We start from the raw sequence: 24,119 nt of genomic DNA on the forward strand, positions 1-24,119 counted from the left end.
ATGCACCTGCTGCGGACCCAGCCCGGCGGCTTCGTGCCGGATGACAGCATTGCCGACCTCGGCCAGACACCCGCCGAGCTGGTGATTCTCTGCAGCGGCGATTCACACCTGGCATTGCTCGCCGATACCGCCGAGCAATTGCCAGACGATTTCCCCAGCCTGCGTCTGGCTAACCCGATGCAGGTGCAAAACCACGCTTCGGTCGACCTGTATATCGACCAGGTGCTGCGCCATGCCAAAGTCATCCTGGTGTCGCTGCACGGTGGTGTCGGTTACTGGCGCTATGGCGTCGAGCAACTGGTCGAGCTGGCCGCCCGTGGCGTGCAGCTGATTCTGGTGCCGGGCGATGACCGCCCGGACCCGGAGCTGACCTCCCTGGGCACTGTCGCTGGCGAGCAGGCCGAGCGCCTCTGGCACTACTTGCGCCAGGGCGGCAAGGCCAACGCCATCAACCTGTTCAACTGCCTGGCCAGCCAGTGGCTGGGCCGTGACTATGCCTGGGAGGAGCCGCAGCCCTTGCCGCGCACGGCGGTGTATCACCCGGCCAAGGGCAGCACCACGCTGGAAGACTGGTACCCGCATTGGCACCCCGAGCACCCGGTAGCGCCGCTGCTGTTTTATCGCTCGCACCTGCAGGCCGCCAACACCGCATTTGTCGACGTGTTCTGCCAGCGCCTGCAGGCTGCCGGGCTGAACCCGTTGCCGATCGCGGTGGCCAGCCTCAAGGAAAGCGCCTGCCTGGAGCAGGTCGAAGCCTGGCTGGACGAGGTCGGCGCCGAAGTGCTGGTCAATACCACAGGCTTTGCCCTGTCCAGCCCCGAACGCCCCAACCTGCGCCCGTTCCGCCGCGACATCCCGGTATTGCAGGCCATCTGCGCACAGGACAACCAGCCCGGCTGGGAAGCCAGCGAACAGGGGCTGGGCGCGCGCGATCTGGCCATGCACATTGCCTTGCCTGAGCTGGACGGGCGCATTATCACCCGGCCGGTCAGTTTCAAGGACATGGCCTGGCGCAGCGAGCGCAGCCAGTCCGATGTGGTGTGCTACCGCGCCCACCCCGAACGCATGGACTTCGTTGCCGAGCTGGCCCGCCGCTGGGTTGAGCTGGCGCGCCTGCCCAATGCGCAGAAGCGCGTGGCCCTGGTGCTGGCCAACTACCCAACCCGCGATGGCCGCATTGGCAATGGCGTCGGCCTGGACACACCTGCCGCCGCCTTGAACATTCTCAAGGCACTGCAGGCCGAGGGCTATCCGCTGGCCGAATTGCCGGGCAGCGGCACACAACTGATCCACCAACTGCTTGGCGGCGTAACCAACGACCTCGACCACCTGGACCTGCGCCCCTGCGCCCAAAGCCTGAGCCTGGCCGACTACCAGGCCGCCTTCGAGCGCCTGCCCGAGGCCAACCGCCAGGCTGTGTTGGAGCGCTGGGGGCCGCCCGAGCAGGACCCGATGTACCGCAGTGGGCGGCTGATGGTGGCCGGCCTGCGTTATGGCCTGACCTTTGTCGGCATTCAGCCGGCCCGGGGCTACCAGGTAGACCCGAGCGCGGTCTACCACGACCCCGACCTGGTGCCGCCGCATGGCTACCTGGCGTTTCACTTCTGGCTACGCCATGCCTTCGCCGCCGATGCAGTGATCCACGTCGGCAAGCACGGCAACCTCGAATGGCTGCCCGGCAAGGGCGTCGGTTTGTCGGCGCAGTGCTGGCCAGACGCCTTGCTCGGCCCGTTGCCGAACATCTACCCGTTCATCGTCAACGACCCCGGCGAGGGCGCCCAGGCCAAGCGCCGTACCCAGGCGGTGATCATCGACCACCTGATGCCGCCGCTGACCCGCGCCGAAACCTATGGCCCGTTGCGCCACCTGGAGCAGCTGGCCGACGAGTTCTATGAAGCGCAGATGCTCGACCCACGACGTGCCCGCGAGTTGCAGCGCGACATCCTGGAGTTGGTCAAGGCCAACCACATCGACCGCGAGCTGCAGCTGGAAGGGCAGCTGGACGATGCCGCCATATGGCTGCCGCGCCTGGACACCTACCTGTGCGACCTGAAGGAATCGCAGATTCGCGACGGCCTGCACGTGTTCGGCCAGTCGCCCGAGGGCCGCTTGCGGCTGGATACCTTGCTGGCGCTGTTGCGGGTTGAGCGGGGCGACGGGCGCGGCGGCAATGCCAGCCTGTTGCGTGCCCTGGCCAAAGCCCTGGTGCCGGGCTTCGATCCGCTCGATTGCGAGCTTGGGCAGCCGTGGCAGGGCGCACGCCCGGCGCACTTGCAGGCCATGAGCAGCGAACCGTGGCGCACCTGCGGAGATACCCGCGAGCGCCTTGAGCTGTTGGCACTTCAGGTGATCGGTCAGGCCTTGGCCGGCACGGTACCGCTACCCGAGCAGAACGAATGGCAGCCTGTGCACGACGTGGTGCAGGCCTTGCGCGAAGCGGTAGCCCCCAGCCTGGACGCTTGCGGCGCAGCCGAAATGAATGGTCTGCTGGCAGCGCTGGCCGGGCGCTTCGTGCCCGCCGGCCCTAGCGGTGCGCCGAGCCGTGGGCGCCTCGACGTGCTGCCCACCGGCCGCAACTTCTACACCGTGGACGTGCGCAACCTGCCCACCACCACAGCCTGGCGCCTGGGCTTCGCCTCGGCCAACCTGATCCTTGAGCGGCACTTGCAGGACCACGGCGACCACCTGCGCCAGCTCGGCCTGTCGGTGTGGGGCACGGCGACCATGCGTACAGGCGGCGACGACATCGCCCAGGCCATGGCATTGATGGGCGTGCGGCCGGTGTGGGCCACTGGCAGCCAGCGTGTCGACGACTTCGAAATCCTGCCGTTGAGCCTGCTCGACCGCCCACGGGTGGATGTGACTCTGCGCGTTTCGGGCTTTTTCCGCGATGCCTTCGGTAACCTTATCCGCCTGTTCGATGCGGCGGTGCAGGCCGTCGCTGCGCTGGATGAACCCGACGACCTCAACCCTTTGGCCGCCCGTGTACGCAGCGAGCGTGCCGCGCTGCAAGGGCAAGGCGTGGATGCCGAGCAGGCCGCGCGCCAGGCCGGCTGGCGGGTGTTCGGGGCCAAACCTGGGGCCTATGGCGCTGGCGTACAGAACGCCATCGACGGGCGCTTGTGGCACAGCCGCGACGACCTGGCCGAGGTCTACCTCAACCACGGCGGCTACGCCTATGGTGGGAGCGACGACGGTACCCCGGCCCGCGCCCAGTTTGCCCAGCGCCTGGCCAAGGTACAGGCGGTGCTGCAGAACCAGGACAACCACGAGCACGACCTGCTCGATTCCAACGACTACTACCAGTTTCAGGGCGGCATGCTGGCCGCATCGGAAACCCTGTCCGGTGCTACCGTGGCCAGCTACCACGGCGACCACAGCCAGGCCGACCGGCCGCGCATCCGTACCCTCAAGGAAGAGTTGAACCGGGTTATCCGCGCCCGTGCGCTGAACCCCAAGTGGATCGACGGGGTGAAGCGCCACGGTTACAAAGGCGCCTTCGAGATGGCGGCGACGGTCGACAACCTGTTCGCCTTCGACGCCACCACGCACCTGATCGACGACCATCATTACCAGGGGCTCGCCGATGCCTACGTGCTCGACCCGGCGACCCGCGACTTCATGCGCGAGCACAACCCCGATGCCCTGCGCGACCTGACCGAGCGCCTGCTGGAGGCCCAGCAGCGCGGGCTGTGGCAGGCGCCAGGCGACTACCGCGAGGCCCTTGAGGCGCAATTGCTCGACGGCGAGGAACAGGCTTGAAATGAGTGAACCCGTACAATTCCCGCTGGCCGCGGTGGTCGGTGCCGACGACCTGAAGCTGGCGCTGTGCCTGACGGCCATCGACCCGAAAATCGGCGGTGTGCTGATCGAAGGGCCGCGCGGCATGGCCAAGAGTACGCTGGCCCGTGGCCTGGCCGACCTGCTGGGCGAGGGGCCATTCGTCACCCTGCCGCTGGGTGCCAGCGAGGAACGGCTGGTCGGCACCCTGGACCTGGGCGCCGCGCTGGGGCAGGGCAAGGCGCAGTTCTCCCCGGGCGTGCTGGCCCAGGCTGACGGTGGCGTGCTGTATGTCGATGAAGTCAACCTGCTGCCCGACACCCTGGTCGACCTGTTGCTCGACGTGGCGGCCAGCGGCACCAACCGCATCGAGCGTGATGGCATCTCGCACCGGCACAGTGCCCGTTTCGTACTGATCGGCACCATGAACCCGGAGGAGGGCGAGCTGCGCCCGCAGCTGCTCGACCGTTTTGGCCTGAACGTGGCCCTGGAAGGCTCGCCTGAGCCTGAGGCGCGTCAGCAGATCATTCGGCGTCGTCTGGCCTTCGACAGCGATCCGCACGCCTTCTGTGCCCACTGGGCTGAGGCCCAGGCGCAGTTGCGCGAACGCTGCCAGGCGGCGCGCCGGGCCTTGACCGGCATAGCGCTGGATGACCAGGCGCTTTCGTGGATCACCGAGCGCTGCTATGCCGCTGGCGTCGACGGCCTGCGCGCCGACCTGGTGTGGCTGCGCGCTGCGCGCGCCCACTGCGCCTGGCGCGGGGGGGCGGCTATTGAAGAAGCGGATGTCGACGCGGTGGCCGAGTTTGCCTTGCGCCATCGTCGCCAAGTGGCGCCCCAGGCCCCTTCGCCGTCGGCGCCGTCGCAGCCCGATCAGCAGGGTGCCAGTCACCCTGGCGAACAGGGCGGGCAGGGTGACTGGGGGGCGTTGCCGACGCAGCCGGTGGCCAGCGGTGCCCGCCGCGAGGTGCCGAACTGGGCAAAAAAGCCCTGAGCATTCGCCAGCCACCTGCCAAAGGGGCGGATGCCAGACCTGGCGTGGGCAAGCAGGGTGGGGCCAGCCGTGGCCGGGCACGCAGTGCGGCGACCGGTCGGGTGGCCTGGCTGCCGACCTTGCTCAAGGGGCGGCCACGGTTACCCCGGGACCTGTGCTGGCAACAGCGCCAGGCCAGGCCCGCAGAACTGTGGTTGGTGATTGTCGATGCCTCGGCCTCCACCCGTCGCCATCAGGCGCTGGCGCAAACCAAAGGGCTGTTGGCAGCCCTGTTCGACCAGGCTTACCGCCAGCGCGCCCGGTTGGCCCTGCTCACCGCCAGCGGGCAAACGCCACAATGGCAACGCCACGGCCTGAAGGCTTCGGCGGCCTTGCAGCCCTGGCTGCAGGCCTTGGGTGCCGGTGGCGGTACGCCGCTGATCGCCGCGTTGGAACAGGCTCGGCACTGGCTTCTGGCGCGTCAGCGCGCCCATCCGGCTGAAGCCATGCGCTGCCTGGTGTTTACCGACGGTCGCCTGCAACATTGGAATGCCGTGCAGCCCATGCCCTGTGCAACATTGTTGGTGGATATGGAACTTGCCCCCGTTCGTCTCGGGCGCGCACAGCGTCTGGCTGAGCAATTGCAGGCCGATTACCAGCACTTGCAGCACTTCAAAGTCTTGGACTGAACCGTATTGGCGCGACACTATGTCGCAATAGAAAAGTTGCCAGAACAGCAACTTTGCATGCAAACAAGTGCGTGACGTTGCACGCACTTGAATTGCCGGGCGTTATTACTTCGGCATCGACCACGGTTGCAGGTCGTACCCTTTTTCGCACAGTTCGGCGCGCACTTCCTCGATCAGGCTGGCCCACTGGGCCGGGTCTGAATAGATACGCGAAGACACTTGTTTGCTGCCGATGCGGGTGCTGGTCCGGTCGATCACTGCCAGGCTCAGTTCACCAGTACCGTTGGGTGCATCCCAGGCTACGCACTGGAAAGGTTCGAAGGCGTGGTCGGCAATCAGCAGTGCTTCGTTGACACGGAGCGGGGCATTCATGGTTCGGTCTCTCTATGGTCCCAAACAGCGAAGTTAAGTCCGCGTTGCTTCAAAGTCGCCTCAATCATCGCGAAGTGCAGCGCGGGGTTATGTGTACTGATGCTCGTTGTCCGGGGGCAAGTCACACAATGGATGTAAAATTTTTTGTCAGGGTCGAATCCGTTCTCGCCTGCGCCGCCATGTGATGTCGATAAAACGCGAAAATTCCCGTGACGCTTTGTAAAAAAATGCGTCGGCAGACAGACGGTACTGGGAACCGTCAACTTCGTTGCTACTGTTAAACGGGCGCCACAACTTGCTGTTTTACTTCATAAAACCAAAAACTGGCGCCAAGGATCGGTCATGCAACAGCTTGCCGCTCAACGCCGTTTGCTTATCGTCGACCCCTGCGACGACTGCCACCGATTGTTACCTGGCCTGCGCAGCGCAGGCTGGGATGTGGACAGCTGCGTGCTCGGCGGGGCGCTGGACCATCCTTGTGATGTAGGCCTGTTGCGCTTGCAGGCTTCGCACCTCAGGCACCCTGATGCGGTCAAGGACATGATCAAACGCAGCAATACCGAATGGATTGCCGTGCTCAGTGCCGAACAACTGCGCATGCCGGCCGTCGGCGATTTTGTCTGCGAATGGTTCTTTGACTTCCACACCCTGCCATTCGACGTCTCCCGCGTGCAGGTCACCCTTGGCCGGGCGTTCGGCATGGCACGCCTGCGTGGCAAAGGGGCGGTGAAGGTGGATGAAGCCACCCACGAACTGCTCGGCGAAAGCCGGCCGATCCGCGAGCTACGCAAATTGCTGGGCAAACTGGCGCCCACCGAGTCGCCGGTGCTGATCCGAGGTGAAAGCGGTACCGGCAAGGAACTGGTGGCGCGCACCCTGCACCGCCAGTCGCAACGCAGCGAGCAGCCCTTCGTTGCCATCAACTGCGGGGCTATTCCCGAGCACCTGATCCAGTCTGAACTGTTCGGCCATGAGAAGGGCGCCTTCACCGGTGCGCACCAGCGCAAGGCCGGGCGCATCGAAGCGGCCCATGGGGGCACGTTGTTTCTTGATGAAATCGGTGACTTACCGCTGGAGTTGCAGGCCAACCTGCTGCGCTTTCTGCAGGAAAAGCACATCGAGCGGGTGGGGGGTAGCCAGCCGATTCCGGTGGATGTGCGCGTGCTGGCCGCCACCCATGTGGACCTGGAACGGGCCATCGAGCAAGGGCGCTTTCGCGAAGACCTGTATTACCGCCTGAACGTGTTGCAGGTGGTGACCGCGCCGTTGCGCGACCGGCATGGCGACCTCTCGATGCTGGCCAGCCACTTTGCTCATTTCTACAGCCTGGAAACCGGGCGCCGGCCGCGCTCGTTCAGCGACCACGCCCTGGCGGCGATGGGCCGGCATGACTGGCCGGGCAATGTGCGCGAGCTGGCCAACCGCGTGCGCCGTGGCTTGGTGCTGGCCGAAGGGCGGCAGATCGAGGCGCAAGACCTGGGGCTGCAGCTGCTCGACCAGGAGCAACAGCCGCTGGGTACGTTGGAAGAGTACAAGCACCGGGCCGAACGCCAGGCACTGTGCGATGTGCTGAACCGGCACAGTGACAACCTGAGTGTGGCGGCCAAGGTGCTGGGGATTTCACGGCCGACGTTTTACCGGCTGCTGCACAAGCATCAGATTCGCTGACTGAAGCCAGGATCTTCAGCGCCTTGCGTGGATTCCAAGCTTCACAATTATTAACAAAGTATCAAATGAGACAAAATTGACTCATTTGATTATCCCTCCTATCATCCGGGCCGTTTTTCCATCTCAAGCTCGGGTGAATCATGAGCAACTTGCGTGCAATAGGAATGGCCAGCTGCCTGGCGGCGGCAGTCGTCCTGGCCGGCTGCGGCGATGCAGAAGCGCCGCCGTCTGCGGCCCAAACGGCCTTTCCGGTGCAGACCGTTACGGTCGCCAGCGAACCACTGACCCTGGCGGCAACCCTGCCGGGCCGGGTCGAACCCATGCGGGTGGCCGAGGTGCGCGCCCGGGTAGCCGGCATCGTTCTGCACAAGCGCTTCGAGGAGGGCACCGACGTCAAGGCTGGCGACGTGCTGTTCCAGATCGATCCGGCGCCATTCAAGGCCGCACTGGCCCGCGCCGAAGCTGATCTGGCACGGGCCCGGTCGGTGATGCTCGAAGCCCAGGCACGGGTGCGCCGCTATGAGCCGCTGGTAAAGATCGAGGCCGTCAGCCAGCAGGACTTCGACACCGCCAGTGCCGACCTGCGCAGTGGCCAGGCCGCCGTGCGTTCGGCCCAGGCCGATGTCGAGACTGCGCGCCTGAACCTGGGCTACGCCACGGTCAAGGCGCCGATCTCTGGCCGTATCGGCCGGGCGCTGGTCACCGAAGGGGCACTGGTCGGGCAGGGCGACGCCACGCTGATGGCGCGCGTACAGCAACTGCACCCGATCTACGTCGATTTCACCCAGTCCGCTGCCGATGCCCTGCGCCTGCGCCAGGCGCTGAAGGACGGTGCGCTGGCCGCCGGTGACCGGCAGGCCCTGACGGCCCGGGTGGAAGGCACCGACTACGAGCGCCAGGGCGCGCTGATGTTCACCGACATCGCCGTGGACCGCGGCACTGGCCAGGTCACCCTGCGCGGTCGCTTCGACAATGCCGACGGCATCCTGCTGCCGGGCATGTATGTGCGCGTGCGCACCCCCCAAGGCACCGACAACCAGGCCATTCTGGTGCCGCAGCGCGCCATCCAGCGCGGTAACGACGGCGAGGCGCGGGTAATGCTGGTGGGCATTGGTGGGGTTGCCGAAGCACGCAGTGTGCGCACCGGCGCCATGCACGGCGCCCGCTGGCAGGTTACCGAGGGCCTGCGCCCAGGTGACCAGGTGATCGTAGGCAGCCCTGCCGGCCTGGCCCCGGGCATGCCGGTAACACCGGCCCCGGCGCAACAAGCCGCAGTGCGTTGAGGCGAGGGTAACGCGATGTCCAAGTTCTTCATCAAACGGCCGAACTTCGCCTGGGTCGTGGCGCTGTTCATTTCGCTGGCCGGGCTGTTGGTTATCCCAACGCTGCCGGTGGCCCAGTACCCCAACGTGGCGCCGCCACAAATCACCATTACCGCCACCTACCCGGGGGCCTCGGCCAAGGTGCTGGTGGATTCGGTCACCAGCATCATCGAAGAGTCGCTGAACGGCGCCAGGAACCTGCTGTATTTCGAGTCCACCAACAACTCCAACGGCATGGCCGAAGTGGTGGTCACTTTTGAGCCGGGTACCGACCCGGAGCTGGCTCAGGTCGATGTGCAGAACCGTCTAAAAAAGGCCGAAGCGCGCATGCCGCAGGCGGTGATCACCCAAGGCATCCAGGTGGAGCAGACCAGCGCCGGCTTTTTGCTGATCTATGCCCTCAGCTACAAGGATGGCGCAGGCCAGGCCGACACCACGGCGCTGGGTGACTACGCTGCGCGCAATATCAACAACGAGCTGCGCCGGGTACCGGGCGTGGGCAAGTTGCAGTTCTTCTCGTCAGAAGCGGCCATGCGCGTGTGGGTCGACCCACAGAAACTGGTGGGCTACGGGCTGTCTATCGACGACGTGAGCAATGCCATCCGCGGCCAGAACGTGCAGGTGCCGGCCGGCAGCTTTGGCAGCGCGCCGGGCAGCAGCCAGCAGGAACTGACCGCCACCCTGGCGGTGCAAGGCACGCTGGACGACCCGCAGGCATTCGGCCGCGTGGTGCTGCGCGCCAACCCGGACGGTTCGCTGGTGCGCCTGGCCGATGTCGCCCGCCTGGAAGTGGGCATGGAAAGCTACAACTTTTCCTCGCGCCTGAATGGCAAACCGGCGGTGGCTGGCGCCGTGCAGCTGGCACCGGGTGCCAATGCCCTGAAAACCGCCGAGCGGGTCAAGGAGCGCCTGGCCGAGCTAAGCGCGTTCTTCCCCGAAGGTGTCGAGTATTCGGTGCCCTATGACACCTCGCGGTTTGTCGACGTGGCGATCGAGAAGGTCATCCACACCTTGCTCGAAGCCATGGTGCTGGTGTTCCTGGTGATGTTCCTGTTCCTGCAGAACATCCGTTACACGCTGATCCCGTCGATCGTGGTGCCGGTGTGCCTGCTGGGTACGCTGATGGTGATGAAGCTGCTGGGCTTCTCGGTGAACATGATGACCATGTTCGGCATGGTGCTGGCCATTGGCATCCTGGTCGATGACGCCATCGTGGTGGTGGAAAACGTTGAGCGGATCATGGCCGAGGAGGGGCTGTCGCCGGCCGACGCCACCGTCAAGGCCATGGGGCAGGTGTCTGGCGCGATCATCGGCATCACCCTGGTGCTGTCGGCGGTGTTCATGCCGCTGGCGTTCATGTCCGGCTCGGTGGGGGTGATCTACCAGCAGTTTTCTCTGTCGCTGGCGGTGTCGATCCTGTTCTCGGGCTTTCTCGCGCTTACCTTCACACCTGCCTTGTGCGCTACGTTGCTCAAGCCGGTGGCACCCGGGCACCATGAAAAGGGTGGCTTCTTCGGTGCCTTCAACCGTGGCTTTGCGCGGCTGACCGAGCGCTACTCGGTGATGAACAATGCGCTGGTGCGCCGTGCCGGCCGCTACATGCTGGTGTACGCCGGCCTATTGGCAGTGCTCGGTTACTTCTACCTGCGCCTGCCGGAATCCTTCGTGCCGGTGGAAGACCAGGGCTATGCGATTGTTGACGTGCAATTGCCGCCGGGGGCCAGCCGTGTGCGCACCGACGCGACCGGGCAAGCCCTGGAGCAGTTCCTGATGTCGCGTGAGGCGCTGGCGTCGGCGTTCATGGTCAGTGGTTTCAGTTTCTCGGGCATGGGTGAAAATGCCGCGCTGGCGTTCCCTACCTACAAGGACTGGTCTGTGCGCAGCGCCGCGCAATCGGTGGATGCCGAAACCCAGGCGATCAATGCGCAGTTCGCCGGTTACGGTGATGGCGCGATCATGGCGGTCAACCCGCCACCCATCGATGGCCTGGGTAACGCGGGTGGTTTTGCCTTGCGCCTGCTCGACCGAGGCGGCCTGGGCCGTGACGCCTTGCTGGCGGCACGTGACAAAGTGCTTGGTGAGGCCAACGACAACCCGGTCATCCTCTACGCGATGATGGAAGGCCTGGCCGAGGCCCCGCAGCTGCGGGTTGACATCGATCGGGAAAAGGCCCGCGCCTTGGGCGTCACCTTCGAAACCATCAACAACACCCTGGCCACTGCCTTTGGCTCGGCGGTGATCAACGACTTCACCAACGCCGGCCGGCAACAGCGGGTGGTGGTGCAGGCCGAGCAGGGCGAGCGCATGACGCCAGAAAGCGTGCTGCGGCTGTACGCCCCCAACACCGATGGCCAGCAGGTGCCGTTCAGCAGCTTTGTCAGCACCCACTGGGAAGAAGGGCCGGTACAGATCGTGCGGTACAACGGCTACCCGTCCATCCGTATTTCCGGCGATGCCGCACTGGGCTACAGCACCGGCCAGGCCATGGCCGAGATGGAGCGCCTGGTCAGCGAGCTGCCGCCGGGGATCGGCTACGCCTGGACGGGCCTGTCGTACCAGGAAAAGGTTTCCAGTGGCCAGGCCAGCAGCCTGTTCGCCTTGGCCATCCTGGTGGTGTTTCTGCTGCTGGTGGCACTGTACGAAAGCTGGGCGATCCCGCTGACGGTGATGCTCATCGTGCCGATCGGTGCGCTGGGGGCGGTGCTGGCAGTGATGGTCACCGGCATGCCCAACGACGTGTATTTCAAGGTCGGCTTGATCACCATCATCGGCCTTGCAGCGAAGAACGCCATCCTGATCGTCGAGTTCGCCAAAGAGCTTTGGGAGAAGGGCTACAGCCTGCGTGACGCTGCCATCGAGGCTGCACGCCTGCGTTTCCGGCCAATCGTGATGACGTCGATGGCGTTCATTCTCGGCGTGGTGCCCCTGGCCATCGCCAGTGGTGCCGGTGCCGCCAGCCAGCGGGCGATTGGCACCGGGGTGATCGGCGGCATGCTTAGCGCGACGTTGCTGGGGGTGGTGTTCGTGCCGATCTGTTTTGTCTGGGTGCTGTCGCGGCTCAAGCGCAAACCGGCGCAGCAGGCCCAACCTGCCGAGGTGCTGGAATGATGACCCTGCGTAATCTGTTAGTACCCTTCACCTTGGCGGTGCTGGCCAGCGGCTGTTCCCTGGCCCCCACCTACCAGCGGCCCGAAGCGCCGGTGGCCAACCAGTGGCGCGATGAGGCCCACTTTCCGGGGCAGCAGGTGGGCCAGCTGGACTGGCAGGCGTTTATCGTTGACCCGACGTTGCGCCAACTGGTGAGCGCGGCGCTGGACAACAACCGCTCGCTGCGCCAGTCCCTGCTGGACATTGACCAGGCGCGGGCGCAATACCGCATCCAGCGTGCTGAGCGCATGCCGGGGTTGAGCGGCGTGGCGTCAGGTAACCGCCAGCACCAGCCTGCCGCGCTGGCCAGCGAGGGCCGCGAAGGGGTTGCCAGTACGTATCAGGTCGGCCTGTCGCTGCCCGAATACGAAGTAGACCTGTTTGGCCGGGTGAAGAGCCTGAGTGATGCGGCGCTGGCGCAATACCTGGCTACCGAAGAAGCGGGCCGTGCGGCGCGCATCGCCTTGATTGCCGAGGTAAGTCAGGCCTACCTGAGCCTCGACGGCAGCGAGCGGCGCCTGGCGCTGACCCGGCAGACCCTGGCCAGCCGCGAAGACTCGCTGGCGCTGATTGGCCAGCGTCGTACCGCAGGCACCGCCACGGCCCTGGACCATCAGGAGGCGCTTGGCCTGGTCGAGCAATCCCGCGCCGAGCAGGAGAGCAATCTGCGCCAGCAACGCCAGGCCTATAACGCGCTCGTGCTGCTGGTGGGCAACAGTGAGGTGACCAAGGCTTTGCCGACCGAGCGCCAAACCGCGCCGAGCGTGCTGCAGGACATCGTCCCCGGTGCGCCCTCGGCGCTGCTTGAGCGGCGTCCGGACATTCTCGCCGCCGAGCACCGCCTGCGGGCGCGCAATGCCGACATTGGCGCGGCGCGGGCGGCGTTCTTCCCGCGTATCAGTCTTACCGGCAGCCTGGGTACGTCGAGTACCCAGGTGTCTGGGCTGTTTGACGGCGGTTCGCGCAGTTGGAGCTTCATGCCCCAGGTGTCGCTGCCCATCTTCGATGCCGGGCGCAACCGGGCGGGGTTGAGCCTGGCCGAAGCGCGCAAGGATTCAGCGGTAGCCGCGTACGAAGGGACAATTCAGCAGGCGTTTCGTGAAGTGGCAGATGCCCTGGCGGCCACCGATACCCTGCGCCGCGAGGAAGTGGCGCGGCGAACCCTGGCCGACACCAGCCGTGCCACCCTGGCCCTGGCCAAGGCGCGTTACGAGGGCGGGATCGATAGCCACCTGCGCTACCTGGATGCGCAGCGGAGTGATTTTGTGAACGAGGCGGCGTTTATCGAGGTAAGTACGCAGCGGCAGCTGGCGCTGGTGGACCTGTTCCGTGCCCTGGGCGGCGGGTGGCCTGAACGCGGCTGACAACGGCTCCTTTGGTTGGATGATCCAACCGCTTTGGCCCCTGGGACTTGTGCTCAGGGGCCTTTTTTTTTGCTTGAGGCCACTCAGGGCCCTTGCCACCTTGGCTTTCAGGGCCTGGCCAGCGCGCCTTGCAGAAACAGCTGCTCCAACGCCTGTGCCGAATTGGCACTGGCGGCGCGCCCACGCCGCTCGGCATCGACCATGCCGTAGATCTGGGTGATAAACATCTCGGTAAACACGGCCGCGCTGATGTCGATACGCAACACGCCCATCTGCTGCGCGCGCAGGAAAAACGCATCCATCGCCTGGGTGTAGGCCAGCCAGCGGCGGTCTTCGCTGTCGCCCAGCAAGGTGTCGGGGCGGTACTGGAACATCAGGAACACCAGCATTTCGCGGTGCTTGAGGTGTTCGGCAATCAGGTGCCGCACGGCAGCCAAGGGCTCGGCGGTGTGCAGGGCGGCATTGTCGATCACCTGGTTGAGCACCTGTTCGCCGTGGTTTTCGAGCATGGTCACCAGGTTGTCGCGGGTGCCGCAGAAGCGGTGCAGGGTGGCTTTACTGACACCGGCGGTTTCGGCCAGCTCCTTCAGGGTGGCGCGGGGGTGAACCACGATGGCGTGGGCGAGGGCCTTGAGCAGGCGCTCGTCGTGGGGTGTGGGATGCATCGCTATGCCTCGCGTGGGTCGCATGGCAATTATTGTGCAGAAATCAGGTGGGGGATCAAGTGGAAAGGTCTCATATGAGACCTTTTTGTATCTTTCCGGGCCCTTTCGCGGCTAAAGCCGCTCCTACAGGGATTTTCACCGCTTCGAATGCTGTGATTTCCCTGTGGGAGCGGCTTTAGCCGCGAAGAGGCCCGTACAGATCGAAGATCAATGCGGCCCGCGCGGGATGGTTTTCAGCAGGTCTTCCGGGCTGATGTGCCCCACCACCTGGGCCACCGCGCTGCCTGGGGTAGGCAGGTCGATGATGTGGCTCTTCATCTTGCCGATCACATGCATTTCGCACGGTTTGCAGTCGAACTTCAGGGTCAGCACTTCGTCACCCTGGATCAGCTGCATCGGTGCCACCTTGGTGCGCACGCCGGTCACGCCCTTGGCCTGCTTGGGGCACAGGTTGAAGGAGAAGCGCAGGCAATGCTTGGTGATCATCACCGGCACTTCGCCGTGCTCTTCATGGGCCTCGTAGGCCGCGTCGATCAGTTGCACGCCGTGGCGGTGGTAGAAGTCGCGGGCCTTCTGGTTGTACACATTGGCCAGGAACGACAGGTGCGACTCGGGGTATACCGGTGGCGGCGTGGTCTCGGCCTTGCGCCCACCACGTGGGTGCGCCTTGATACGCGCTTCGGTCAGTGCCTCGATGGCTTCACGGCGCAGGGCCTTGAGCTGCGAGTTGGGGATGAAGTACGCCTGCGGGGCGTCCAGCTGGATGCTGTCGGCGTGGTACATCGTGGTACCCAGCTGGCCCAGCAGGTCATGCAACTGGTCCAGCGCCTGCTGCGGTTTGTTGGCCGCGCCAAACGGGCCATCCAGGGCCACCTGCACGCTCACGCCTTCTTCGCTGCTCAGGGTCAGCATCAGGCGCTGCTCGCGCAGTACTGCGTGCCACTCCACGCTGACCCGGCGCTCGGACGAGGTGCGTTGCAGGGCCTGCTGCCAGTTGTGGTCGAGGTTGCGCGACAGCGGGTGGTTGGGCCGCAGCTTGTAGAGGCCCTCGGGCATTTCGTTGGGCTCGACACGGTAGCGGTAGCGCGTGTGGCCGTCTTCCACGAATTCGCCGCGCGGCTCGGCGATGTTGGCACGAAAGCCCACCACTTCGCGCTTGACCAGCACGTTGAGGCCGTCGCCGTTGGTCAGCGGTACGTCGGTAACCACTTGCATGTCACGCTTGCCCACCTTTTCCACCACGCCCACCGGCAGGCCGGTGAAGGTTGGCGAGTCGAAGGCGCCGATATCGACTTTGCGGTCGGTGACGAAGTAGTCGGTACTGCCGCGGTGGAAGGTCTTGTCCGGGTCGGGCAGGAAGAAGTGCTCGGTGCGGCCGCTGGATGCACGGGCATAAGCCGGGCGGCCTTCGAGGATGGCGTCGAGCTCTTTGCGGTAGTGGGCCGTGATGTTCTTCACATAGCCCATGTCCTTGTAGCGGCCCTCGATCTTGAACGAGCGCACGCCGGCATCGACCAGGTCGGCCAGGTTGGCGGTCTGGTTGTTGTCCTTCATCGACAGCAGGTGCTTCTCGAACGCCACCACGCGGCCTTGGTCATCTTTCAGGGTGTAGGGCAGGCGGCAGGCCTGCGAGCAATCGCCACGGTTGGCACTGCGGCCGGTTTGCGCGTGGGAAATGTTGCACTGGCCGGAGAAGGCCACACACAGCGCACCGTGGATGAAGAATTCGATGGCGGCGTCGGTTTCGGCGGCAATGGCGCGGATTTGCTGCAGGTTCAGCTCACGGGCCAGTACCAGTTGCGAGAAACCGGCCTGGTCGAGGAACTTGGCCCGTTCCAGGGTACGGATGTCGGTCTGCGTACTGGCGTGCAGCTCGATCGGCGGGATGTCCAGCTCCATCACCCCCAGGTCCTGCACGATCAGTGCGTCGACACCGGCGTCGTACAGCTGGTGGATCAGCTTGCGCGCCGGCTCCAGCTCGTTGTCGTGGAGGATGGTGTTGATGGTGGTGAACACGCGTGCGTGGTAGCGACGGGCGAACTCGACCAGTTCGGCGATATCGCTGACTTCGTTGCAGGCGTTATGGCGCGCGCCAAAGCTCGGGCCGCCAATGTAGATGGCATCAGCGCCGTGCAGGATCGCTTCACGGGCGATGGCCACGTCACGGGCAGGGCTGAGCAGTTCCAGGTGATTCTTTGGAAGGGACATGTCGTTATATTTTCGGGCTGTCACGGTAGGCGGGCATTGTAGCGGCGAAACGGGCTGGCGGCATCATCGGGGTGCCGGGAGGTGCAAGGTGGGAGCGCAGGCGGCTCCCACAAAGAGCAGGTCAGCGCTTGGCGGCCATTGCGGTCACTTCAACGCGCATACCTTCGAACGCCAGGGAGGCGACACCCACGGCGGCACGCACCGGCCAGGGCTTGCTGAAGAAACGCTGATACACCTCGTTGAACGCGGCACGGTCGGCCATGTCGGTCAGGTAGATGGTCAGGTGCAGCACGCGGTCCATGCCGCTGCCGGCTTTCTCCAGCGCCACTTTCAGCGCCTGCAGGGTGCATTCGCTTTGTTCGACGATGCCGCCCAGTTCCAGGCTGCCATCGGCGTGGGTCGGGATCTGGGTGGTGACCAGCACGCCGTTGTATTCGGCGACGTCGGACGAAATCGACTCGGCGTCCGGGTCCGGGGTGTAGATGATGTCTGCGTTTGCCATGGTGTGTCTTGCCTTGCAACGGAAGGAAAGCGGCAAGCCTACGCGAGCGGGGCGGGCGGGTCGAGGGTGCCCCGGTGTTTGAAATGCGCGGCGTTCACCGTCAGAATCGCGCCCCATTGCAAAACCGGGGGTTTACGGTGAACGAACAGACTTTGTCCAGGCGCCTGGAGCGCGTGGCCGCCCATGTACCACAGGGCGCGCGCCTGGCCGACATTGGCTCGGACCACGGCTACCTGCCGGTGGCCTTGATGCTGCGGGGTGTGATCGAGGCCGGGGTAGCGGGGGAGGTGGCGCAGACGCCATTCGCCTCGGCCCAGCGTAATGTCCGCAGGAATGGCCTGGAAGGCCGTATCACCGTGCGCCTGGCCGATGGCCTGGCTGCAGTGGAGGCAGACGACCGCATTTCGGTGATCAGCATCTGCGGCATGGGGGGCGACACCATGTGCGACATTCTGCAGGCCGGCAAGCAGCGCCTTGCTGGCGTCATGCGCCTGGTGTTGCAGCCCAATGGCGCTGAGCGCGAGCTGCGCGAGTGGCTGGCGGGTAACGGTTACCGCATCGTCAACGAAGAACTGCTGCGGGAAAACCGCTTCGACTACGAAATCATCGTTGCCGAGCCCGGCGAGGCTGCGTACACCGCTGAACAGCTGTACTTCGGCCCGGTGCTGTTGCAGGAAAAAAGCGAGGCGTTTCGGGTGAAATGGCGGCGCATGCTGAAACAGAAGCAGCAAACCCTGGCCAACTTCGAACGTGCCCGTGATGCGGTGCCTCAGGTAAAGATTGACGACTTCAATCGGCAGGTGGGCTGGATCACCCAGGTGCTGGCCTGACTTACTGCTGTGAGCAGTTGCCCATTTCGCGGTAGTCCACTTCGCGTTTCTGGCCTTGATGGTCGACGTACACCATGTGCGCCGTGCCAACCTGGCAGTCGGCGGCATTGCTGGCCGGGGTAATGGAGATCACTTTGGCCACATCCAGCGGCATGCCGTACTCGTAATTGCTGCTCACAGGCTGGTTTTTGGCGGTATCGGCGAAGGCACCGAACGTGCTGAGGGCAGCGGCAACGGCAATTACAGCGATCGAACGTTTCATGGCAGGCTCCTTGTGTTCAATGTATGGCTAATGATGTATTCATTGGTGATCCACAATAAATGGGCTAAGCCGTGATAGATTCCTGCCTGTAACGCAAGAATAAGACTGAACAAGGAGCACACTGTCATGGACATGCTGCATGCCATGCGTACCTTCGCCCGTGTGGTGGAATGCGGCAGCTTCGCTGCAGCCGCCAATGCCCTGGACATCTCTGCAGCGCAGGTTTCGCGCATTGTCGCCGAGCTGGAAAACCAGCTGCAGACCCGCCTGCTGCACCGCACCACCCGGCGCCTGCGCATGAGCGAGGCCGGTGAGCGGTTTCTGGAGCGGGCGCGGCAGATCATGCTGTTGACCGAAGAAGCGGTGGGTGAGGCGCGTGGCGCGCACCTCACGCCTCGCGGCCACCTGCGTTTGCATTGCCCGCACGGGCTGGGCCTGCTGTTGATGCCGCTGGTGGCGGGCTACAACGCGTTGTGCCCGGAAGTGGTAATCGAGCTGACGCTGTCCCAGCGCAACCCCGACCCGTTGGCCGAAGGTCATGACGTGGTGATCACCGTGGACGGTGCGCTGCCGGACTCACAGCTGATCGCTGTGCCGCTTGGCGATATTTTCAGTATCCCCTGCGCAGCACCCAGCTATCTGGAGCGGCATGGCGTGCCTGAACGCCCCGAGGACCTGCATGCGCATCGTTGCCTGCGCATGGCTTATCCCATGTATGAAGGCGACTGGGTATTCCCCCAGGGTGTGGATCAGTGCGTGATCGCACCGCGTGACAATTTTTCCACCAACGTGGCCGATGCCATGCTGGTGGCCAGTGAGCTGGGCATGGGGATCGGCCTGCTGCCGTTCTATACCGCCAGCCAGGCCATCGAGCAGGGGCGCTTGTGCCGGCTGCTGGCGCCGTACCGCCTGCGCGAAAGTGCGCTGTACGCGATGTACCCGTCACGGCATTACCTGGATGCCAAGGTGCGGACCTGGATCGACTACCTCAAGGAGCAACTGCCGGCGCTGTTCGAGGGGCATGCGAAGGTGGTGGATGATGCGCGGTATTGGCGTTGAAACACTGATTTGCTGGTCTGAGTCGATTTCTTGTACCGCCTGCACTGGCCCTATCGCCGGCAAGCCAGCTCCCACAAGGTCTCCACTGGTCTTAAAGGAAGTGCAATTCCTGTGGGAGCTGGCTTGCCGGCGATGGGCCGCGCAGCGGCCCCAGTGTTCCAGCTAATTACAGGGGATAGTGCTTCAACTCCCGCGCAATCAGCATGCGCTGGATCTCGCTCGACCCTTCATAAATCTGCGTAATCCGCGCATCCCGGTAGTACCGCTCCACAGGGTAGTCCTCCAGGTAGCCATACCCGCCATGCACCTGGATCGCCATCGAGCAGACCCGCTCAGCCATTTCCGAAGCGAACAGCTTGGCCTGTGACGCCTCCGACAGGCACGGCTTGCCGGCGCTGCGCAGGCGGGCGGCATGCAGGATCAGCAACCGTGCGGCATTCACCTGCACCTGCATGTCGGCCAGCAGGTTGGCGATGCTCTGGTGCTCGTTGATCGGCTTGCCGAACTGCACGCGGTCACGTGAGTACACCAGTGCCGCCTCGAACGCGGCGCGGGCGATGCCCAAGGCCTGGGCGGCGATACCGATACGGCCACCTTCCAGGTTGGACAGGGCGATGGCCAGGCCCTTGCCACGCTCGCCGAGGATATTGGCGGCAGGAATGCGGCAGTTGTCGAAGGTAACTGCGCAGGTATCCGAGGCACGGATGCCCATCTTGTGCTCGCTGCGGTCAACCTTGAACCCCGGGTTGTCGGTGGGCACCAGGAATGCCGACAAACCCTTCTTGCCCAGCTCCGGGTCGGTGACCGCGAAAACGATGGCCAGGCCGGCGCGGCGGGCATTGCTGACGAACTGTTTGGCGCCATTGATGACCCACTCGCCATCGACCCGTTCGGCACGGGTGCGCAGGTTGTGCGCTTCGGAGCCGGCCTGCGGCTCGGTCAGGCAGAAGCAGCCGATCACTTCACCACTGGCCAGGCGCGGCAGCCATTGCTGTTGCTGGTCGGCAGTACCGTAAGCCAGCAACGGGCCGCAGCCTACCGAGTTGTGAATGCTCATCATCGCCCCGGTGGCGCCGCAGCCCGCGGCAATTTCTTCCACGGCCAGGGCGTAGGCCACGTAGTCGGTGTAACTGCCGCCGAAGTCCTCTGGCACCACCATGCCCAGCAGGCCCAGTTCGCCCATTTTGCGCACCACGCCATCATCGATCCAGCCGGCCTTTTCCCAGGCCTGGGCATGCGGGGCGATCTCGCCACGGGCAAAGTCCCGGGCCATGTCGCGGATCATGATTTGTTCTTCGCTCAGTTCCAGGTCTTGCATCTGTGTACTCCCGGGCTCACAGGCCTTCGAAGAATTGGTCGACCCGCTGTTGCTGCAGCGCGGCCAGGGTCGGCGGGTTCCAGCGGGGCTGCTTGTCTTTGTCGATGATCAGCGCGCGCACGCCTTCGATGATGTCGCCGTGCCGGAACCACTGGCGGTCCAGGTGCAGTTCCATGGCGAAGCAGTCGTCCAGGCCCAGGTGGCGGCCACGGCGCAACATCTCCAGCGTAACCGCCATGGCCAGCGGCGAGCGGCTTTCCAGCTGGTCGGCAGTGGCGACGGCCCAGGCATGGCTGTCGCCGATGCTCACCGCACGCAGCTGCTCGACGATGGCCTGCACGGTCGGCAGGGCGAAGAAGTGGTCGATGGCCGGGCGCAGTTTTTCCAGTGGCGCATCGCCCAGCGCCTGCGTGCCCAGCCTGGCCAGCAGGTTCTGCAGGTCTTTGAGCGGGTTGTCGCCAAAGCTCAACTGGTCCAGGCCTTGGTCAAGGGCGGCGAGTTGGTCGCTGGCCAGGTACCAGTCGGCCAGGCCGCAGTACAACGCGTCGGCCGCCTGGATTTGTGCGCCGCTGACGCCCAGGTAGGTGCCCAGCTCGCCAGGGATACGCGACAGGAAGTAGCTGCCACCCACATCCGGGAAATAACCGATGCCGACTTCGGGCATGCCGAGGCGGCTGCGCTCTGTAACCACGCGCAGGTCGCAGCCCTGGGCCAGGCCCATGCCGCCACCCAGGGTAAAGCCGTCCATCAGCACCAGCACCGGCTTGCGGTAGCGGTGGATGAGCAGGTCGAGGGCGTATTCTTCGACGAAGAAGGTTTCATGCAGCGTGTCGCCAGCTTTGAAGCTGTCGTGCAGCGAGCGGATGTCACCACCGGCACAGAAGCCCTTTGGGCCTTCGCCGCGCAGCACCACCGCGCGCACGTGCGGGTCTTCGGCCCACTGGTCCAGATGCTGGCGCAGGCTACGGACCATATCCAGGGTCAGGGCATTGAGGCCGGCGGGGCGGTTCAGGGTCAGGTGGCCGATCTGGTTGCGGACCTCGGCCAGTACATGCTCGGTTACCGAGGCTTGAGCGTGCGCAGTCATTGCGTTCTCCCTGCTTTGTTATTGATTTTCCAAGTGAAGTCTGGAGTTCGCTGGAGGATCGCAGGATCCTGTCATGCGAATTTGCCTTGCACAATCGACAATTATGCAGGGGCATCGTGCATTTTTGCTGTTGGCCAGTCGCCCAGCCCGGCAAATCATTAATCTGAGCGTAACGAACCCACCGGTAGCTTGATTGATCCGTCAGGCAACACAGCCCTAAGGTGACCCCACGACAGCGAACCCGTGGAGTCACCATGACAATAACGCAGAATCCACCGCCGCAATGGTCGCGGCGGCGTGCCGAAAAGCAGCGCCGCCTTGATCGGGTACGCCACCTCGCCGACGGCGTGGTGCTGCCCACCGAACGTATGGTCGAAGCCCTGGAGCTGTTGCTGGCCCCCGGCGACCGGGTGGTGCTGGAAGGCAACAACCAGAAGCAGGCAGACTTCCTCTCACGCTCGCTGGCCAAGGTCGACCCCGGGCGCCTGCACGACCTGCACATGATCATGCCCAGCGTTAGCCGCGCCGAGCACCTGGACCTGTTCGAACGCGGTATCGCCCGCAAGCTCGACTTTTCCTTTGCCGGCCCGCAGAGCCTGCGCATCGGCCAACTGCTGGAAGATGGCCTGCTCGAAGTCGGCGCCATCCACACCTACATCGAGCTTTACTCGCGGCTGCTGGTCGACCTGATTCCCAACGTCACCCTGGTGGCCGGCTTCATGGCCGACCGCGACGGTAACCTGTACACCGGCCCCAGCACCGAAGACACGCCGGCACTGGTAGAGCCGGCCGCCTTCAGCGACGGCATCGTCATTGCCCAGGTCAACCAGCTGGTGGACCGCGTGGACGACCTGCCACGGGTGGATATCCCGGCCTCCTGGGTCGATTTCGTGGTGGTCGCCGACCAGCCCTTCTACATAGAACCGCTGTTCACCCGCGACCCGCGCCATATCAAACCGGTGCATGTGCTGATGGCGATGATGGCCATTCGTGGCATCTACGAAAAACACCAGGTGCAGTCGCTGAACCATGGCATTGGCTTCAACACCGCCGCCATCGAACTGATCCTGCCCACCTACGGCGAGTCGCTGGGCCTGAAGGGCAAGATCTGCCGCAACTGGACGCTCAACCCGCACCCAACCTTGATTCCGGCTATCGAGACCGGCTGGGTGCAAAGCGTGCATTGCTTCGGCACCGAGCTGGGCATGGAGGACTACATCGCCCAGCGCCCGGATGTGTTCTTCACCGGGCGGGATGGCTCGATGCGCTCCAACCGCATGATGTGCCAGCTGGCGGGGCAGTACGCGGTCGACCTGTTCATCGGCGCCACGTTGCAGGTGGATGGCGATGGCCATTCCTCCACCGTCACCCGCGGCCGCCTGGCCGGTTTTGGCGGTGCACCGAACATGGGCCACGACCCGCGCGGCCGACGCCACGCCACCCCGGCCTGGCTCGACATGACGGTGCCGGACACAATGCTCGAACGCGGCCGCAAGCTGGTGGTGCAAATGGTCGAGACCTATCAGGAAGGCGGCAAGCCCACCTTCGTGGAAACCCTCGATGCCGTGGAAGTGGCCAAGAAGGCCGGGATGCCGTTGGCACCGGTAATGATCTATGGCGACGACGTCACCCACTTGCTGACCGAGGAGGGCATTGCCTACCTGTACAAGGCCCACAGCCTGGAAGAACGCCAGCAGATGATTGCCGCCGTGGCCGGGGTCACCGCCATCGGCCTGCGGCATGACCCGAAAGACACCTTGCGCATGCGCCAACAGGGCCTGATCGCCTTGCCCGAAGACCTCGGCATCCGCCGCACCGACGCCAACCGCGAACTGCTGGCCGCGCGCAGCATTGCCGACCTGGTCGAGTGGTCCGGCGGCCTCTACAACCCGCCTGCACGGTTCAGGAGCTGGTGATGAACGCACACGACTTGCAACCGCATGTGCAGCTTCGCGAGCACGCTCGCTCCCACAGGGTCACTGCTGAGCTTGATACTGGTGCGATCCCTGTGGGAGCGGGCATGCCCGCGAAGAGGCCAGCCCAGGCAACCCAAATCCCGCTGCATGACCACCTGGCCGACCTTGCCGTAGAAGCCCTGATCGACGAAGCCGACCTGTCCCCCAAACCCGGCCTGGTCGACCGCCGCAGCAACGGCACCCACCCCGACATGTCGCTGCCCCTGATGCACGCCTCGGCGCTGTCACTGTGGCCCTGCCTGCGGCAAATGGCCGAAGCTGCCCAAACCTTCGGCGAAATCAGCCAACCTCTGCGCGCCTCGCTCGGTCAGCTCGGCCGCGAAGGCGAGGCCGCCATGCTCGCCACCACTGGCGGGGTAAACACCCACCGCGGCGCCATCTGGGCACTGGGCCTGCTGGTAGCGGCCACAGCCCTTGATACCCAGGCCGACGCCAGCACCCTGGCCGCCCGCGCCGGGCGCATCGCTTTGCTGGACGACCCGGCCTTGGTCCCGCAAGACAGCCACGGCCAGCAGGTCCGCCGCCGCTACGGCACCGGCGGCGCCCGCGAGCAGGCGCAACAAGGCTTCCCCGCCGTCATCGGCCACGGCCTGCCACAACTGCAACGCAGCCGCGCCGCCGGTGCCAGCGAGCAACATGCCCGGCTTGACGCGCTGCTGGCGATCATGGCCGTGCTCAGCGACACCTGCGTGCTCTGGCGCAGCGGCCCAGCCGGCCTGGCCACCGTGCAGCAAGGCGCGCTGGCCGTACTGGCCGAAGGCGGCAGCGTCACCCTGGCCGGGCGCCGGCAACTGCGCCAGCTGGACCAGCACCTGCTGCACCTGAACGCCTCACCGGGCGGCGCCGCCGACTTGCTGGCCGCCTGCCTGTTCCTCGACAAAGCCGGGAGCCTGTGAC

18 protein-coding genes are annotated in these 24,119 nt (G+C 64.9%); 11 read left to right on the forward strand and 7 right to left on the reverse strand.

Features of this window, described 5'->3' with window-relative positions; translation table 11 throughout:
• The 3 genes from cobN (at nucleotide 1) to A0O30_RS19165 (ending at nucleotide 5,442) form a co-directional block, all read left to right on the forward strand.
• Nucleotides 1-3,762 (forward strand): cobaltochelatase subunit CobN, encoded by a 3,762-nt coding sequence (gene cobN / locus A0O30_RS19155; protein WP_105947549.1) that lies wholly within the window; start codon nucleotides 1-3, stop codon nucleotides 3,760-3,762.
• Nucleotide 3,763: 1 nt separating this feature from the next.
• Nucleotides 3,764-4,774 carry an ATP-binding protein gene (locus A0O30_RS19160; RefSeq protein ID WP_105947550.1) on the forward strand — a complete coding sequence of 337 codons (1,011 nt, stop codon included), beginning with the start codon at nucleotides 3,764-3,766 and terminating at the stop codon, nucleotides 4,772-4,774.
• Between the two features lie 101 nt (nucleotides 4,775-4,875).
• Entirely contained in the window at nucleotides 4,876-5,442 is a 567-nt protein-coding gene (locus A0O30_RS19165) for a VWA domain-containing protein (protein WP_105947669.1), read from the forward strand.
• A gap of 105 nt (nucleotides 5,443-5,547) precedes the next feature.
• Here A0O30_RS19165 and A0O30_RS19170 read toward each other — a convergent pair whose 3' ends face one another.
• Nucleotides 5,548-5,814, reverse strand: a complete 267-nt coding sequence (locus A0O30_RS19170; RefSeq protein WP_013972506.1) for a hypothetical protein — start codon at nucleotides 5,812-5,814, stop codon at nucleotides 5,548-5,550.
• Nucleotides 5,815-6,156: 342 nt separating this feature from the next.
• Between A0O30_RS19170 and A0O30_RS19175 the strand changes: the two genes are divergently transcribed.
• From A0O30_RS19175 to A0O30_RS19190, 4 genes are all read left to right on the forward strand, one after another.
• Nucleotides 6,157-7,482, forward strand: coding sequence for a sigma-54 dependent transcriptional regulator (locus tag A0O30_RS19175; protein WP_060496949.1), 1,326 nt, complete (start codon nucleotides 6,157-6,159; stop codon nucleotides 7,480-7,482).
• Between the two features lie 140 nt (nucleotides 7,483-7,622).
• The gene (locus A0O30_RS19180) at nucleotides 7,623-8,765 is read left to right on the forward strand and encodes a MexC family multidrug efflux RND transporter periplasmic adaptor subunit (RefSeq protein ID WP_105947551.1); all 1,143 of its coding nucleotides are present in this window, start codon (nucleotides 7,623-7,625) and stop codon (nucleotides 8,763-8,765) included.
• A 15-nt stretch (nucleotides 8,766-8,780) separates the two neighbouring features.
• Entirely contained in the window at nucleotides 8,781-11,912 is a 3,132-nt protein-coding gene (locus A0O30_RS19185; protein WP_105947552.1) for an efflux RND transporter permease subunit, read from the forward strand.
• Nucleotides 11,912-13,315 (forward strand): efflux transporter outer membrane subunit, encoded by a 1,404-nt coding sequence (locus A0O30_RS19190; RefSeq protein WP_105947553.1) that lies wholly within the window; start codon nucleotides 11,912-11,914, stop codon nucleotides 13,313-13,315. Before A0O30_RS19185 ends, A0O30_RS19190 begins: the two co-directional genes overlap by 1 nt.
• A gap of 107 nt (nucleotides 13,316-13,422) precedes the next feature.
• On the opposite strand, the gene A0O30_RS19195 is transcribed toward A0O30_RS19190, so the two are convergent.
• The 3 genes from A0O30_RS19195 to A0O30_RS19205 all read right to left on the reverse strand — a co-directional run bounded on the left by A0O30_RS19195 (nucleotide 13,423) and on the right by A0O30_RS19205 (nucleotide 16,690).
• Nucleotides 13,423-13,980: a TetR/AcrR family transcriptional regulator gene (locus A0O30_RS19195; protein WP_105947554.1), complete on the reverse strand. Its 558-nt coding sequence runs from the start codon at nucleotides 13,978-13,980 to the stop codon at nucleotides 13,423-13,425.
• 207 nt (nucleotides 13,981-14,187) lie between these two features.
• Nucleotides 14,188-16,188: a U32 family peptidase gene (locus tag A0O30_RS19200; RefSeq protein ID WP_105947555.1), complete on the reverse strand. Its 2,001-nt coding sequence runs from the start codon at nucleotides 16,186-16,188 to the stop codon at nucleotides 14,188-14,190.
• A 121-nt stretch (nucleotides 16,189-16,309) separates the two neighbouring features.
• Entirely contained in the window at nucleotides 16,310-16,690 is a 381-nt protein-coding gene (locus A0O30_RS19205) for a RidA family protein (RefSeq protein ID WP_003247927.1), read from the reverse strand.
• A gap of 137 nt (nucleotides 16,691-16,827) precedes the next feature.
• On the opposite strand from A0O30_RS19205, the gene A0O30_RS19210 reads away from it, so the two are divergent.
• Complete coding sequence (locus A0O30_RS19210) at nucleotides 16,828-17,520, forward strand: tRNA (adenine(22)-N(1))-methyltransferase TrmK (protein ID WP_105947670.1); 693 nt, start codon at nucleotides 16,828-16,830, stop codon at nucleotides 17,518-17,520.
• Between the two features lies 1 nt (nucleotide 17,521).
• On the opposite strand, the gene A0O30_RS19215 is transcribed toward A0O30_RS19210, so the two are convergent.
• On the reverse strand, nucleotides 17,522-17,782 hold the full coding sequence (locus A0O30_RS19215) for a DUF2790 domain-containing protein (RefSeq protein WP_105947556.1): 261 nt from the start codon (nucleotides 17,780-17,782) through the stop codon (nucleotides 17,522-17,524).
• A gap of 126 nt (nucleotides 17,783-17,908) precedes the next feature.
• On the opposite strand from A0O30_RS19215, the gene A0O30_RS19220 reads away from it, so the two are divergent.
• Nucleotides 17,909-18,841: a LysR family transcriptional regulator gene (locus A0O30_RS19220; RefSeq protein ID WP_016713940.1), complete on the forward strand. Its 933-nt coding sequence runs from the start codon at nucleotides 17,909-17,911 to the stop codon at nucleotides 18,839-18,841.
• Nucleotides 18,842-19,007: 166 nt separating this feature from the next.
• On the opposite strand, the gene A0O30_RS19230 is transcribed toward A0O30_RS19220, so the two are convergent.
• Nucleotides 19,008-20,159: an acyl-CoA dehydrogenase family protein gene (locus A0O30_RS19230; protein ID WP_060496945.1), complete on the reverse strand. Its 1,152-nt coding sequence runs from the start codon at nucleotides 20,157-20,159 to the stop codon at nucleotides 19,008-19,010.
• A gap of 16 nt (nucleotides 20,160-20,175) precedes the next feature.
• Nucleotides 20,176-21,246, reverse strand: coding sequence for an enoyl-CoA hydratase/isomerase family protein (locus tag A0O30_RS19235; RefSeq protein WP_105947558.1), 1,071 nt, complete (start codon nucleotides 21,244-21,246; stop codon nucleotides 20,176-20,178).
• Between the two features lie 254 nt (nucleotides 21,247-21,500).
• On the opposite strand from A0O30_RS19235, the gene mdcA reads away from it, so the two are divergent.
• Together mdcA and A0O30_RS19245 are read left to right on the forward strand one after the other, a co-directional pair.
• Complete coding sequence (mdcA, locus tag A0O30_RS19240) at nucleotides 21,501-23,162, forward strand: malonate decarboxylase subunit alpha (RefSeq protein WP_105947559.1); 1,662 nt, start codon at nucleotides 21,501-21,503, stop codon at nucleotides 23,160-23,162.
• Nucleotides 23,162-24,118 carry a triphosphoribosyl-dephospho-CoA synthase gene (locus A0O30_RS19245; protein WP_105947560.1) on the forward strand — a complete coding sequence of 319 codons (957 nt, stop codon included), beginning with the start codon at nucleotides 23,162-23,164 and terminating at the stop codon, nucleotides 24,116-24,118. The genes mdcA and A0O30_RS19245 overlap by 1 nt, the downstream gene beginning before the upstream one ends.
• The last annotated feature ends 1 nt before the right edge of the window (nucleotide 24,119 follow it).

Origin of the sequence: Pseudomonas sp. LLC-1 (assembly GCF_002992185.1) — a bacterium.
Classification (GTDB): domain Bacteria; phylum Pseudomonadota; class Gammaproteobacteria; order Pseudomonadales; family Pseudomonadaceae; genus Aquipseudomonas; species Aquipseudomonas monteilii.

What these genes read in the sequence shown, in the direction of transcription:
- cobN (WP_105947549.1), top strand. Translation starts at nt 1, where the DNA reads ATGCACCTGCTGCGGACCCAGCCCGGCGGCTTCGTGCCGGATGACAGC.
- A0O30_RS19160 (WP_105947550.1), top strand. Translation starts at nt 3,764, where the DNA reads ATGAGTGAACCCGTACAATTCCCGCTGGCCGCGGTGGTCGGTGCCGAC.
- A0O30_RS19170 (WP_013972506.1), bottom strand. Translation starts at nt 5,814, where the DNA reads ATGAATGCCCCGCTCCGTGTCAACGAAGCACTGCTGATTGCCGACCAC.
- A0O30_RS19175 (WP_060496949.1), top strand. Translation starts at nt 6,157, where the DNA reads ATGCAACAGCTTGCCGCTCAACGCCGTTTGCTTATCGTCGACCCCTGC.
- A0O30_RS19180 (WP_105947551.1), top strand. Translation starts at nt 7,623, where the DNA reads ATGAGCAACTTGCGTGCAATAGGAATGGCCAGCTGCCTGGCGGCGGCA.
- A0O30_RS19185 (WP_105947552.1), top strand. Translation starts at nt 8,781, where the DNA reads ATGTCCAAGTTCTTCATCAAACGGCCGAACTTCGCCTGGGTCGTGGCG.
- A0O30_RS19190 (WP_105947553.1), top strand. Translation starts at nt 11,912, where the DNA reads ATGACCCTGCGTAATCTGTTAGTACCCTTCACCTTGGCGGTGCTGGCC.
- A0O30_RS19195 (WP_105947554.1), bottom strand. Translation starts at nt 13,980, where the DNA reads ATGCATCCCACACCCCACGACGAGCGCCTGCTCAAGGCCCTCGCCCAC.
- A0O30_RS19200 (WP_105947555.1), bottom strand. Translation starts at nt 16,188, where the DNA reads ATGTCCCTTCCAAAGAATCACCTGGAACTGCTCAGCCCTGCCCGTGAC.
- A0O30_RS19205 (WP_003247927.1), bottom strand. Translation starts at nt 16,690, where the DNA reads ATGGCAAACGCAGACATCATCTACACCCCGGACCCGGACGCCGAGTCG.
- A0O30_RS19215 (WP_105947556.1), bottom strand. Translation starts at nt 17,782, where the DNA reads ATGAAACGTTCGATCGCTGTAATTGCCGTTGCCGCTGCCCTCAGCACG.
- A0O30_RS19220 (WP_016713940.1), top strand. Translation starts at nt 17,909, where the DNA reads ATGGACATGCTGCATGCCATGCGTACCTTCGCCCGTGTGGTGGAATGC.
- A0O30_RS19230 (WP_060496945.1), bottom strand. Translation starts at nt 20,159, where the DNA reads ATGCAAGACCTGGAACTGAGCGAAGAACAAATCATGATCCGCGACATG.
- A0O30_RS19235 (WP_105947558.1), bottom strand. Translation starts at nt 21,246, where the DNA reads ATGACTGCGCACGCTCAAGCCTCGGTAACCGAGCATGTACTGGCCGAG.
- mdcA (WP_105947559.1), top strand. Translation starts at nt 21,501, where the DNA reads ATGACAATAACGCAGAATCCACCGCCGCAATGGTCGCGGCGGCGTGCC.
- A0O30_RS19245 (WP_105947560.1), top strand. Translation starts at nt 23,162, where the DNA reads ATGAACGCACACGACTTGCAACCGCATGTGCAGCTTCGCGAGCACGCT.